The sequence below is a fragment of the Mycolicibacterium iranicum genome (assembly GCF_014190915.1).
Lineage (GTDB): Bacteria > Actinomycetota > Actinomycetes > Mycobacteriales > Mycobacteriaceae > Mycobacterium > Mycobacterium iranicum_B.
This window is the reverse complement of sequence record NZ_JACHVU010000001.1, coordinates 728,135-741,125: the sequence shown is the minus strand read 5'-3', so window position 1 is coordinate 741,125 and position 12,991 is coordinate 728,135. Positions and strand designations below refer to the sequence as shown.

Annotated in this window: 13 protein-coding genes; 9 read left to right on the top strand and 4 right to left on the bottom strand. The window is 69.8% G+C overall.

Annotated elements, in window-relative coordinates; all coding sequences use genetic code 11:
* Positions 1-17: 17 nt before the first annotated feature.
* The gene (locus tag FHR72_RS03425) at positions 18-911 is read right to left on the bottom strand and encodes a mycobacterial-type methylenetetrahydrofolate reductase (RefSeq protein WP_183466472.1); all 894 of its coding nucleotides are present in this window, start codon (positions 909-911) and stop codon (positions 18-20) included.
* Positions 912-1,057: 146 nt separating this feature from the next.
* On the opposite strand from FHR72_RS03425, the gene FHR72_RS03420 reads away from it, so the two are divergent.
* The 4 genes from FHR72_RS03420 (at position 1,058) to FHR72_RS03405 (ending at position 6,585) form a co-directional block, all read left to right on the top strand.
* Entirely contained in the window at positions 1,058-2,227 is a 1,170-nt protein-coding gene (locus FHR72_RS03420) for a hypothetical protein (RefSeq protein WP_183466471.1), read from the top strand.
* A complete protein-coding gene (locus FHR72_RS03415) occupies positions 2,121-3,683 on the top strand; it encodes a protein adenylyltransferase SelO (RefSeq protein WP_183466600.1) in 1,563 nt (520 codons plus the stop codon). The genes FHR72_RS03420 and FHR72_RS03415 overlap by 107 nt, the downstream gene beginning before the upstream one ends.
* Positions 3,684-3,705: 22 nt before the next feature.
* Positions 3,706-5,127 (top strand): WS/DGAT/MGAT family O-acyltransferase, encoded by a 1,422-nt coding sequence (locus FHR72_RS03410; RefSeq protein WP_183466470.1) that lies wholly within the window; start codon positions 3,706-3,708, stop codon positions 5,125-5,127.
* A 63-nt stretch (positions 5,128-5,190) separates the two neighbouring features.
* Positions 5,191-6,585, top strand: a complete 1,395-nt coding sequence (locus tag FHR72_RS03405; protein ID WP_183466469.1) for an aspartate aminotransferase family protein — start codon at positions 5,191-5,193, stop codon at positions 6,583-6,585.
* Between the two features lie 23 nt (positions 6,586-6,608).
* Here the strand turns inward: FHR72_RS03405 and FHR72_RS03400 are convergent, their stop codons facing one another.
* The gene (locus FHR72_RS03400) at positions 6,609-7,166 is read right to left on the bottom strand and encodes a hypothetical protein (RefSeq protein WP_396888389.1); all 558 of its coding nucleotides are present in this window, start codon (positions 7,164-7,166) and stop codon (positions 6,609-6,611) included.
* Positions 7,167-7,346: 180 nt separating this feature from the next.
* On the opposite strand from FHR72_RS03400, the gene FHR72_RS03395 reads away from it, so the two are divergent.
* Together FHR72_RS03395 and FHR72_RS03390 are read left to right on the top strand one after the other, a co-directional pair.
* Complete coding sequence (locus FHR72_RS03395) at positions 7,347-7,790, top strand: hypothetical protein (RefSeq protein ID WP_183466467.1); 444 nt, start codon at positions 7,347-7,349, stop codon at positions 7,788-7,790.
* Between the two features lie 90 nt (positions 7,791-7,880).
* Positions 7,881-8,660: an SDR family NAD(P)-dependent oxidoreductase gene (locus FHR72_RS03390; protein WP_183466466.1), complete on the top strand. Its 780-nt coding sequence runs from the start codon at positions 7,881-7,883 to the stop codon at positions 8,658-8,660.
* Here the strand turns inward: FHR72_RS03390 and FHR72_RS03385 are convergent.
* Complete coding sequence (locus tag FHR72_RS03385) at positions 8,626-10,236, bottom strand: GGDEF domain-containing protein (RefSeq protein WP_183466465.1); 1,611 nt, start codon at positions 10,234-10,236, stop codon at positions 8,626-8,628. The genes FHR72_RS03390 and FHR72_RS03385 overlap by 35 nt on opposite strands.
* A 132-nt stretch (positions 10,237-10,368) precedes the next feature.
* Between FHR72_RS03385 and FHR72_RS03380 the strand changes: the two genes are divergently transcribed.
* Positions 10,369-11,442, top strand: a complete 1,074-nt coding sequence (locus FHR72_RS03380; RefSeq protein ID WP_183466464.1) for a CobW family GTP-binding protein — start codon at positions 10,369-10,371, stop codon at positions 11,440-11,442.
* Positions 11,443-11,473: 31 nt separating this feature from the next.
* On the opposite strand, the gene FHR72_RS03375 is transcribed toward FHR72_RS03380, so the two are convergent.
* Positions 11,474-12,028 carry a DUF1697 domain-containing protein gene (locus FHR72_RS03375; protein ID WP_183466463.1) on the bottom strand — a complete coding sequence of 185 codons (555 nt, stop codon included), beginning with the start codon at positions 12,026-12,028 and terminating at the stop codon, positions 11,474-11,476.
* Positions 12,029-12,057: 29 nt separating this feature from the next.
* Between FHR72_RS03375 and FHR72_RS03370 the strand changes: the two genes are divergently transcribed.
* Positions 12,058-12,444 carry a DUF2237 family protein gene (locus FHR72_RS03370; protein ID WP_183466462.1) on the top strand — a complete coding sequence of 129 codons (387 nt, stop codon included), beginning with the start codon at positions 12,058-12,060 and terminating at the stop codon, positions 12,442-12,444.
* A 33-nt stretch (positions 12,445-12,477) separates the two neighbouring features.
* Entirely contained in the window at positions 12,478-12,984 is a 507-nt protein-coding gene (locus tag FHR72_RS03365) for a DUF4333 domain-containing protein (RefSeq protein ID WP_183466461.1), read from the top strand.
* Positions 12,985-12,991: the final 7 nt, after the last annotated feature.

The window sequence follows — 12,991 nt, the reverse complement described above, 5'->3', positions numbered from 1 at the left end:
GGGGCGCCCCCGGGGTGTCAGGGGGTGTCGGGCGACCAGTAGGCCAGCATCTCGGCCAGCGTCTCGAAGGCTGCGGTGTTGACGCCGTACGTCGCCTCGAAGTGCACGCTCAGCGGGAAGCCGAGGTCGCCGACCCCGTCGATGACCCGCTTGTAGAGGTCCACCATCAGTTGGCGCCGGCCGGCCGGATCGGTGTCGGCGAGCGTCCTGACGAACTCCTGCTCCTGCGCGACGGCCTCGTTGCCGGGGTCCTGGATCAGCCAGTTGATGAGCCCGACCCGGCTCTCCACCTTCGGGACGAACCCGAACGACAGCAGGATCTCGGGGCGATGATCGGTGGACTGCGCGAACTCCTTCAGGAAGCCCACGATCGCGTCGGAGTAGAGCAGCTGGGTCATGCCGTAGGTGGCGCCGCGGTCGCACTTGAAGTTGAAGCGGCCGTGCTCGCCCTCGCGCGTCGGGATCAGGATGACGCCCCGGTTCTCGACGACCCCGTCGAAGATCGACAGCGCGTCGGTGGGCGCCACGCCGCCACCCTCGCCGTCGCTGAGCGTTCGGGGCACACCGACGAAGGCGATGCCCTCGAACCCGCTGTCCCCGAGCCGGGCGAGCCGGCCGTGCAGCGTGGGTTCGTCCATGAATGCGGTGACCTGGGTGCACAGGCCCTTGATGCCGGGGAGCTCCGGCTTGATCATCGTCCAGAAGTCGAGGACGTCGAGCTTGGGTTTCATCTCGATGGGACGGTCGCCGTCCTCCTCGATCATGCCCGGGATCATGACGTGGCGGACCCGTCCGGCCAGGCCGGCCTCCGCAGAGCAGCGCAGCACCTTCTCAGCCTCTTCGAGAGCCCGTTCCTGCCCGCCGTCCACGTTCGGCGGCACGAGCTCCAAGGCGATCGTGTTCAAGCTCACAGCATTGCTCCACATCTGATGACGAATGTCCCCCGGCGGCCTGCCGACCTCGTCGTCGTGGCCTCGCGTTCCCCCATGAGTCGGGAAAAATCACCATACCTAAGGCGCCGGGGCCCGCCGGAGTGAGCTTTCATGGGAAGAGACCTATGAAGATGCTGCCCGATACACAGAGACCGAAGACACCTCCGATCCTCCTCGCAGCGCTGGCCCTGATCACCTGCCTGCTGGCCGCCTGCACCGGCGTGGACTCCACGGCGCCGTCCGGCACGCCCGCCGGCACCACTGCGACGTCGCGCTCGCCGTTCGACCCGACGACCACGGCGGCCAGACCCGACACCTCGGTGCCGCTGCTCGCCTACCGCGCGGCCGACGAGATCGGCCTCGTCGAGGGCACCACGGTCGTCGCCACCGCCCAGGGCGCGTTCCCGCCGTCCAACGATCTGCTCACCACCGAGGACGGCAGGTTCGTGTTCGCCCGCACCGTCGACGGGCAACTGGCCACGCTCGAAGTCGCCAGCGGTGAGGGGACGACCCGCGCGATTCCCGTGGGCCCGTCGCTGGGCACGGCGGGTGGGAGCACGATCCTGTGGTGGGAACAGCCGAACCGGCTGATGAGGCTGGACCTCGCCGACCCGAATTCCCGACCCGAGCTGGCGCAGACCGTCGACCTGCCCGCCGTCGCGGGGGTGCGTCCGGGTGACCCGCGGCTGCTGGTCGCCCGCGGCGGGACCGCGGTGCTGGCCAGGGTCGAGGCACCGCCGTCGCCGTTCGGCGGCCCGGAAACCCTCTACGCCGTGCGCGGGCCGGGGCCGCCGTCACCGCTCGGGCAGGCCGACGCCAACAGCCCGGTGGCGGTGGCCCGCCTCAGCCCCGACGGCGCCTCGCTGGCCTACGCGCTGTACCGCGCCACCGGCAGCGACTGCGGCTCCGCGGCGGTCGTGACCTCCGACGCCGCCGGCACCCAGCAGACGTTCGATGTGGCGGGCGCGGACGCCGCCGCCGGGTCCCGGGTGACCAAGCTGTGGTGGCCGGCCAGCGGAGCACCGACGCTGAGCCTGACGACCTGGGTGTGCGGACAGCCGCAGACCTACCCGCCGGTGGTGTGGGAGGTCGCCGACCAGCAGATCGCGCAGGCGGCCCCGCCCACCTCGGCGTTGCAGACCGCCGAAGTCGCCCCCGGCCAGCGCGCGCTGCTCCTTGCGCGTGCCGATGCGCCCGGCGAGCTGTCGGGCACGCTGGTGTTCGAGGAGGGCACGCGGCGCTTCACCCTCAAGCCCGGAGTCGACGCGATCGCCGTCATCCCGCCGTCTCCGTAGGCTGGGTGGGGTGAATCTCGCACTGCAGAGCCGATTCGTCGGCGAGCTCCCCGAGCTGGCGGTGCGGTGGAAGGCGGACGAGGCGCCCGAGCCGCACCTACTGGCCCTCAACGAACCGCTGGCCGCCGAACTCGGCCTCGATGCCGAGTGGCTGCGCTCGCCCGACGGTCTGGGTGTGCTGACCGGCACGGTCGTCCCGTCCGAGGCGACCCCCGTGGCGCAGGCGTACGCGGGTCACCAGTTCGGCGGCTTCCAACCGCGGCTCGGCGACGGGCGTGCGCTGCTGATGGGCGAGCTCGAAACGCCCGACGGGCGCCTGCGCGACCTGCACCTCAAGGGCTCGGGGCGCACCCCGTTCGCCCGCGGCGGCGACGGGCTGGCCGCGGTCGGACCGATGATGCGCGAGTACGTGATCAGCGAGGCGATGCACGCCCTGGGCATCCCGACGACGCGGGCACTGGCCGTCGTCGCCACCGGACGCCCGGTGTACCGCGAGATGCCGCTGCCCGGCGCGGTGCTGGCGCGGGTGGCGTCCAGTCATCTGCGGGTCGGGACGTTCCAGTACGCGGCCTCGACCGGCAACGTCGACGTGCTGCGGCGGGTGGCCGATCACGCCATCGCCCGGCATCACCCCGCCGCGGCAGAGGCCGAGCACCGCTACCTCGCGCTGCTCGGGGCGGTCAGCGACGTGCAGGCGCAGCTGATCGCGCGCTGGATGCTGGTCGGCTTCATCCACGGCGTGATGAACACCGACAACATGACGATCTCCGGCGAGACCATCGACTACGGACCGTGCGCGTTCATGGAGCCGTTCGACCCGAAGACGGTGTTCTCCTCGATCGACGCGTGGGGGCGGTACGCCTACGGCAACCAGCCCTCGATCGCGCTGTGGAACCTGGCCCGCTTCGCCGAGACGCTGCTGCCGCTGATCGACGAGGATTCGGCCTCGGCGATCGAGAAGGCCGAAGGCGTGCTGGGCGGGTTCGCCGCGCGGTACGACGCCGAATGGACCGACGGCATGCGCACCAAGCTCGGCGTTCCCGGTGCCCCCGCGGAGACGACGGCGGGGCTGATCGAGGATCTGCTGACCCAACTGCACCAGAGCGGGGTCGACTTCACGTCCTTCTTCCGGCGGCTCGCGGCGGCGGCCCGCGGTGAGAGCGAACCGGTGCGCGGTGAGTTCATCGACCTGGCCGCGTTCGACGGATGGCTGGAACGCTGGCGCGCGCTGGGGCCCGATGCCGACCTGATGGACCGGGTCAACCCGGTCTACATTCCGCGCAACCACCTCGTCGAGGAAGCGCTGACCGCGGCGACCGCCGGCGATCTGGTGCCCGTGGAGAGCCTGCTGGACGCTGTCCGGTCGCCGTACGACGAGCGGCCGGGCCTGCAGCGGTACGCCGAGCCTGGGGCCAAGGAGTTCAGCGCCTCCTTCCAAACCTTCTGTGGAACCTAGGCGCGACGGCTAGCGTGCATCCGTGAGCGCCAACAGTGTCCGTCTGGGACTTCAAGATCTGATCTTCATCTACGGCGAGACATCGAGTTCGAAGATGCACGTCGCCGGGCTGCTCCCGTTCACCCCGCCGGCCGACGCCCCGCGGGACTACCTGCGGCAGATGATCGACGACGCGCGTCAGCAAGAGGTGATGGCGCCGTGGAACCGCAAGCTCGCGTACCCGCGTCTGCAGTTCAGCCCGCTGCACAGTTGGGTCACCGACGAGGATTTCGACTTCGACTACCACGTGCGCCGGTCGGCGCTGGCCAGCCCCGGCGACGAACGGGAGCTCGGCATCCTGGTGTCGCGGCTGCACAGCAACCATCTCGACCTGACGCGGCCACCGTGGGAACTCCACGTCATCGAGGGCCTGGAGGGCGGCCGGTTCGCCCTGTACATGAAGATCCACCACGCCCTCGTCGACGGCTACAGCGCGATGCGCATGCTGAGCCGCAGCCTGTCGACGGATCCGGAATCGCGGGACACCCGGATGTTCTTCAACGTGCCGACGCCGGCGCGGGCCCGACGGGAGCCCGCCGAGTCGTCCAATCCGCTGACGGCCACCCTGCGCACGCTGGGCGGCGTGGGTTCGGCGGTGACCGGCGGCGTCTCTTCGGCACTGGATCTGACTGCGGCACTGGTCAATACGCAGATCAGGCGGGACGGCGACAACGTCCACATCTCAGGTTCGGCATCGGCGCCGCACAGCATCCTCAACGCCAGGATCAGCCGCAACCGCCGGTTCGCGACCCAGCAGTACGAGTTCGACCGGCTCAAGAAGCTGAGCTCCCAGCACGGCGCGACGATCAACGATGTGGCGCTGGCGGTCATCGGCGGCGGCCTGCGCAAGTTCCTGATGGAGTTCGACAAACTCCCCGACCGGTCGCTGGTCGCGTTCCTGCCCGTCAACGTCCGGCCCAAGGGCGACGAGGGCGGCGGCAACGCGGTGGGCGCGATCCTGTCGCCGATGGGCACCGACATCGAGGACCCGGTCGAGCGCCTCGACGCGATCACGGCGGCGACGCGCGCTGCCAAGGGACAGCTGCAGACGATGACCCCCGCTGCGATCATCGCCTACACCGCGGCGCTGCTCGCGCCGGCGGGCGGGCAGATCGCCGGGGCCCTGACCGGGGTCCAACCGCCGTGGCCCTACACGTTCAACCTGTGCGTGTCGAACGTTCCGGGCCCCCGGGAACCGTTGTTCTTCAACGGTTCCCGACTCGAAGCCACCTACCCGGTCTCGATCCCGATCCACGGCATGGCGTTGAACATCACGCTGCAGAGCTACGCCGACACGATCAACTTCGGCTTCGTCGGCTGCCGCGACCGCCTGCCGCACCTGCAACGGCTCGCGGTGTACACCGGAGACGCCCTCGCCGCGCTGGAGGACGCCTCGCAGAGCTGACCCGTCGGGGCACGTTCGGCTGCGCAGTTTCCGCTTCCGGCCGCGGGGATCTACCGTTTAACTGTGTTGAACCAGTCGCTCGAAGAATCCACGCTGCCCAACGGGCTCACCGTCGACGAAGCCCGCGCGGAGGCCGCCCGCACCTACGAGCTCGACCGCGCCCACGTGTTCCACTCGTGGTCCGCGCAGGCCGACATCTCCCCCATGACGATCGTCGCCTCCGAGGGCTGCCACGTCTGGGACGGCGACGGCCGTAAGCTGCTCGACTTCTCGTCGATGCTGGTGAACACCAACATCGGTCATCAGCACCCGAAGGTCGTCGCCGCCATCGCCGAACAGGCCGCCAAGCTGTGCACCGTGGCCCCTCAGCACGCCAACGACGCGCGTTCCGAGGCCGCCCGGCTGATCGCCGAGCGCACCCCGGGCGAGCTGAACCGGATCTTCTTCACCAACGGCGGCGCGGACGCGGTCGAACACGCGGTGCGGATGGCCCGCCTGCACACCGGCCGGTACAAGGTGCTCTCGCGCTACCGCTCCTACCACGGCGGGACCGAGACCGCGATCAACCTCACCGGAGATCCCCGCCGCTGGCCCAACGACCACGGCAACGCCGGCGTCGTCCACTTCTTCGGACCGTTCCTGTACCGCTCGCAGTTCCACGCCACCACCGAGGCCGAAGAATCCGAGCGGGCCCTGCAGCACCTGCACGACGTGATCCGCATGGAGGGCCCCACCACCATCGCGGCGATCATCCTCGAGTCGATCCCCGGCACCGCGGGCATCATGGTGCCCCCGCCCGGATACATCGCCGGGGTGCGCGCCCTGTGCGACGAGTACGGCATCATCTTCATCGCCGACGAGGTGATGGCCGGCTTCGGCCGCAGCGGTAAATGGTTCTCCATCAACCACTTCGACGTCACCCCCGACCTGCTGACGTTCGCCAAGGGTGTCAACTCCGGCTACGTGCCGCTCGGCGGTGTCGCCATCAGCCCGGCGATCGCCGAGACCTTCGCCCACCGCGCCTACCCCGGCGGCCTCACCTACTCCGGTCACCCGCTGGCCACCGCCGCCGCGGTCGCCACCATCAACGCGATGGCCGAGGAGGGCATCGTCGAGAACGCCGCCCGCGTGGGCGCCGAGGTCATCGGCCCCGGGCTGGCCGATATCGCCGCCAAGCACGCCTGCGTCGGCGAGGTCCGCGGCGCCGGCGTGTTCTGGGCGGTGGAACTCGTCGCCGACCAGGCCACGCGCGAGCCACTGGCACCCTACGGAAGCTCCAGCGCGACAATGAATTCGGTGATCGCCGAATGCAAGAAGCTCGGAATGCTGCCGTTCGCCAACTACAACCGCATCCACGTGGTGCCGCCGTGCATCGTCACAGCCGAGCAGGCCCGCGAAGGCCTGGCGATCCTGGACCGGGCACTCGACGTCGCCGACGCCGCGCTGAGCAACGCCTGAGCCAGGTCAGCTGAGCCGCGTCGCTAGTTCAGTTCGCCGCCGATACCCCGCTCCAACGCGGCGCGGGCCCGCTCGGGCAGCACGATCAGCCCGTGCAGTTCCCGCTGCGCAAGCCGGTAGGCGCTGTCGCGTTCCTGCGGCGTGGCGCCCTGGTCCGACGCCACGGACAGCAGGCGCTGCGCCCGGGAGAGCCGTTCCTGTTCTGCGGCGGTGAAGTCCGCGCGGCCACGCCGCATCGCCTCCGCCTCGGCGATGTCGAACGCGGCCACGTACTCCTGCACGGCGTCCAGGTATTCACGGGTCGCGTCCCGGTCGTCGGCCAGATCCGCGCTGTCGGCCGGCCGCAGGAAGTCGGCGCGTAACTTCGCGCGGTGGAACCGCTGCGTCAACGGATCGCGCATGTCGGTGATCAACGGCCGGTCCAGCAGCGTGGCGACGTCCAGTTCGTAGTCCAGCCAGCGCGCGTCCGTGCGGTCGTGCTCGTCGAGGGCACGCCGGATCACCCTGCGCGCCGCCGCGTCCGGGTCCTCGACCGACGGCCGACGTGCCGACACGATGGCCCGGAACGTCGCGTAGCCCACACCGATGAGCGGCAGCAACACGAGCAACAGCTCGACCAGTCGTATGAGCAGCCCCACACCGCCAGCATGCCTCACGAGGCACTTAGGAAACCTTCATAGGAACAGGGTTTTGAATTTGTGTCAGACGGCAACAGAGCTGTTATGCGAAACAAGACATCTGCTCTCGGAATCTTCGGACCTATGCTCTTCGCGGGCGCCGCGGCGACTGCAATCGCAACCGCGCCCCTGACTTTCGCCCAGCCGGCCCCGCCGCCGTGCTTCAACGCCGACGGCACGCCGTGTGCCGGCATCGGCACCGCGGGCCCGGGCGGCGCGGCAGGCGCCATCCCCGGTGGCCCCGGTGGTGAGGCAGGCCCCGGCGGCGCTGCGGGTGCCGTCCCCGGCGGTCCGGCCGGCGAAGCCGGACCCGGCGGCGTCAGCGGCAGCACCAACCCCGGCGGTGTGGCCGGTGCGGCAGGCCCCGAGGGCGCGTCCGGCGCGATCCCGGGCGGCCCGTCCGGTTCGGCCGGGCCCGAGGGCGCCAGCGGCAGCACGAACCCCGGCGGCGTCAGCGGTTCGGCGGGACCCGACGGAGTCGCCGGCTGTATCCCGAACATCGGCTGCGCCACCATCCCCGTCCCGTAGCACCCGGTCACACGACCACGGCAGCATCGCGAAAACGGCCGGACCCGAACGGGTCCGGCCGTTTTCGTGCGTGCGGCTACGGTGTGGGGCATGACCAACGAGGTTCCGACGACGCTGCTGGCCGGGCGCGTCGTCATCGTCACCGGCGCCGCACGGGGTGTGGGCAAGGGAATCGTCGCAGCGCTCATCGAGCGTGGTGCCGCGGTGCTCGCCGTCGACCGGGACGAGGCCGGCCTGAACACCACCGTCGAGCTGTGGGCCGGGTCGGGGCGACCCATCGCCGCGCTGGTGGCCGATCTGCGCGATCCGGAATCCGCAGCCCGCATTGTCGCCTCCGCCCGCGACACCTTCGGCACGGTGCACGGGCTGGTGAACAATGCGATCGCGACCAACGAACCCAAACCGCTGCAGGACATCACCCGCGAGGACTACGACCTCGTGTTCGACGTCGGGCCGCGCGCGACGTTCGCGTTGATGCAGGCGGTCTATCCGGTCTTCCTCGACAACGGCGGCGGCAGCATCGTCAACCTCGGCTCGGGTTCGGGCACCATCGGCCTGCAGAAGTTCGGCGCGTACGCCGCGGCCAAGGAGGCCATCCGCGGTATGTCGAAAGTCGCTGCGCTGGAATGGGGTCGAGTCGGCATCCGGGTCAACGTGGTGTGCCCGTACGCCGAGACCGAGAGCATTGCGACGTGGCGCGAATGGGATCCGAAGACCTACGAGCGGACGGTGCGCGCCGTTCCGCTGGGGCGGCTGGGCGACGTCACCACCGACATCGGCCCGGCAGTCGCCTTCCTGCTCAGCGACGAGGCGGCGTTCGTCACCGCCCAGACGATCATGCTGGATGGTGGGGCGGCCGGTTTCCGCTGAGCCGTGTCGCGCAGTAGACGGTGAGCACCTGCACCAGCGGTGCGATGTCGACGAGATGCTGGTGGCCGTCGCGGGAGTAGAGCTCCAGCAGATAGCACCGCTCCCCCGCCGGCACCCCCACGCCCAGCACCGCGTGATAGCCGAGCTTGGACAGCAGTGCGGTCTCGGCGGGATCCGAGCCCTCCAACCCGATGGCGGCGACGAAGGTGCTGCCCTGCCGCAGTGCCCGGGCCGAGGCGGGATACTCCACCAGGTCGTAGGTGCCGGGCCCCAGCTCGGTCATCACCGACAGACCCGACTCCTCGCGATAGACGCAATCGGCACTGCGGATCGAGCGCAGCGCCCCGTGGTCGTCGATGCACTGCGACAACGCCCAGGCCGCGGTGCCGAACACCTGCTGGGCCTGAAGGGCCAGGAACTCCAGCGCCTTCGGGACCGTCAGATCCGGCTGCTCGCCCAGGATCTTCACCACCACCGCTGTCAGCCGCTCGGCGCTGCCCGCACCCCCGACATCGCCGTCGCGGCGGTCGATGCCGCCCTGCACCGCCGAGGTCGCCACCCCGGTGCTGAATCGTGCGGGCCCCTGGCGTTTGGCCTCCCTCAGCGCAGCGTCGGCGGCCGCGAGCAGGTCGTCACCACCGGCTGTCCCGGGACCGCACGCGGCCGCGCCCCACGACACCGTCACCTCCGAGCCCACGGAGTCGCGGATCGACGTGGTCGCGTCGATGGCGAAGACCTGCGCCGAGCCCAGCGTCGCGTCGGGCAGCAGCACACAGAACTCGTCTCCGCCGAGGCGTGCGGCGACCGACCCTTCGATGCCGCGCGTCAGTCTCTCCAGCACCCGAGCAATCTCGCGCAGCAGCTGGTCACCCGCGGGGTGTCCGTCGCGGTCGTTGATCCGTTTGAACCCGTCGAGATCGCAGAGAAGGGCAACGGGATACTCTGTGGCCCAATCGATGTCCGCGAGATGCTGGTCGATCGCGCGCCGGTTGGCGATCCCGGTGAGCGGGTCCTCGAACGCATAGCGCCAGACGGTGCTGAACAGTTCGGAGCGGCCGATCGCGATGGCGGTGTGCGCGGCGATCGCCTGCAGCAGTTGCACATCGCCTTCGGTGAACCGGCGCCCACTGCTGCCCGTCGCCCAGATCGAACCCCACATCGAATCGCCGACCATGACGGGCACGGCGAGTTCACACTCCTTGCCGACCGAGGTCAGGATCCGCCGGGTCTCGGGTGGACAGTCCGCATCCCGGATCGCGAATGTATACGAAATACCCTGGCTGAGAAGGCGATTGATGTTCGAGTCGGCGGCCACGGGGTAGAACTCGTCCTGCGGCCAGCGCTTCACCGGAGGCTGGAGATCGCCGACGTTCAGCAGGACGCGCAGCGCGGCGCGGTCGTGCTCCCAGCGGCACAGGGACAGCGAGGCCGCGTCGAGGGCGACCATGGCCTGTTCGGCGATGACCTCCAGCACCTCGTCGAAATAGTGGGCCCGTGAGACGGCGTCCGAGATGCCGAGCAGGGCTTTGAGCACGGGGAGTTCGTCGGCCGAACCGGCTTCTGACTCACCCTGCACCTGACAGCCCCCATCGCGCCCAGATGATGGCGCAAACGGTCATGCTACCCATTCGGGTCACGGTTCGGGCCGTGGTTCGGGCCATGGTTCGGGCGTGGTAGACCCCCTGCCCAGCCTGTAGCCTGCCGTGCTGTGCAGCCGATTCCCGTCATCGCGTTGACCGGCTACCTCGGCGCCGGAAAGACCACGCTGCTCAACCATGTGCTGGGCAGCCCGAACGCCCGGATCGGCGTCGTCATCAACGACTTCGGCGAACTCAACGTCGACGCCGGGTTGGTCACGGGGCAGATCGACGAACCCGCGTCGATCGCCGGTGGGTGCATCTGCTGCCTGCCGGACGAGGGTGGCCTGGACCTCGCGCTCACCCGGCTGGCCGACCCCAGACTGCGCCTCGACGCCATCATCGTCGAGGCGAGCGGGCTGGCCGACCCGGTCGCCGTGTCCCGGATCATCCGGTTCAGCGGGGTCGACGGTGTCCGTCCTGGCGGGGTGATCGACGTCCTCGACGCCGCGACCCACTTCGACACCGTCGACCGTGACGCCACCCCTCCCGCGCGCTACGGCGCGGCGACGCTGGTCGTGGTCAACAAACTCGATCAGATCGCCGACGCCGACCGGTCCGGCGTGCTGCAGCGCGTCGAAGCCCGGGTCCGCACCCTCAACCCGACCGCCTACGTCGTCGGGGCCACCGCAGGGCGCATCGACCCGGCACTTCTGTACGACATCGCCGCGACCGCGCAGGAGCCGGGCCAGCTGACCTTCCGCGACGCCCTCTTCGACACCGGGGCCGACACCGGGGCCGATTCCGGGGCCGATTCTGGAACCCCCGGCACCGCGCCGCACGCCCACGATCACGACCACGTGCACGCGGATTCGGTGACCGTCTTCGGGGACGGCGCCGTGGACCCCGGGGCGCTGATCGACCTTCTGGAGGAACCGCCGCCGGGCGTCTACCGCATGAAGGGCACCGTCGCGGTGCGCTACCGGTCGAGCACCAGGAACTACGCGGTGAACGTGGTGGGTCCCTCGGTGCACATCGCCGCCGCCCCGGCCCGGGCTGTGGCCAACAGCCTCGTCGCGATCGGCATGGGGCTCGACGTCGAGGACGTCCGGGAGAGAATCCGGGCCGCGCTGACACCACTGTCCGGCGCCGCCCCGGCCCACGGTGTCCGGCGCCTGCAGCGCTACCGCAGGCTCAGTATCTGAGAGACGACCCCCGCTTCAGCGCAAGCCGAGGTCAGCTCATCGCATCGAGGAGGGACAGCATCCGCGTCGTCGTCGCCCAGTTCCGGATCGTCATCAACCGGTACTGCGGTGTCCCGACGATGCGGTTCATCCGGCTCTTGGTCTTCTCGGCGATCAGCCGGGTGAAGTAGACGACCCCCGGGCCCGGCCACGCCTCGTCGACACCCTCGCGCGTCTGCACCACCCCCATCGCCTGCTCGGCGGTCAGCGGATCCTTCAGGAAGACCACGTCGCGATGGTGGTCCTCGGCGCGCGCGGCGAAATCGACAGGCGCCTCGTTCACGACGGCCCGCATCTGAGGGTGCGAACGCACGACCACGACCGGCGGGGTTTCCAGGTGTTCCCGCAGCAGGGCCTCGATGTCGGACTCCAATGACGTTCGCGCAGAATCGGTTTCGAACACCACGTTGCCCGACTGGATGTAGGTGCCGACCTCGCCGTAGCCGGCCTCCTCGAACAGTGCCCGCAGATCGGCCATCGAGATCTTGTTGCGGCCGCCGACGTTGATGCCCCGCAGCAGCGCTGCATAGCGGACCGTGGACGCCATGCCCGGCGACGCTACGCGATACTGGGCAGATGGTGGACCGGAATGTCCTGGGCGGACCGTTGGATCCCTGCGGCACCGAGCCTTTGACGGGCTTCTATCGCGACGGGTGCTGCAGCACCGGGGACGAGGATCTCGGCCGCCACACGATCTGCGCGGTGGTGACCGCCGACTTCCTGGCCCATCAGCGCTCCATCGGCAACGATCTGTCGACGCCGATGCCGGCTTACCGCTTCCCGGGGCTGAAGCCGGGTGACCGCTGGTGCGTGACCGCACTGAACTGGCTGCGGGCCCACGAGGACGGTCACGGGTGTCCGGTGGTTCTCGCATCGACCCACGAACGCACGCTCGAGGCGGTGCCCCTTGAGGTGTTGCAGCGCTATGCCGTCGACGTTCCCGACGATCTCGCAGGTCTCTAGACGGGCGACCGGCGCGACCATACGATCCTGACCATGATCAAGTTCGGGCTCGCCTGCGGCGCCGCCCTCACGATGTCGGCCTGCTCCTTCTCCTTCGGCGGGCTGGACTACGACAAGCTCGAAACCAAGATCCGGGACGCGCTCAACACCACCTACTCCGACACCGGTGAGACGGTCTCCCGTGTCGAGTGCCCCGAGCAGTCGCCCGGCCCCGAGGCCGGTGACAGCCTGCAGTGCACGGCCGAGGTCGGCGGGCAGACGGTCCGCGTGGACGCGAAGGTCACCAACGACGAGTACGACGTCGAATACGAGACCAGGGACACGCTCTTCGATCTGCAGGCCGTGGCCGACGGTCTGTCGGACGAGGTGTCCCGGCAGGTCGAGTTTCCGGTGACGGTGGACTGCGGCGAGGGGTTGAAGCCCGTCGAGGTCGGCAAGACCTTCGACTGCTCCGCCACGGACACGCAGGGCGAGCAGCGAACCCTTCGGATCACCGCGGCTCCCGTCGGCGAAGACGACAGTTGGGAACTGCTCAGCTGACTCCAGG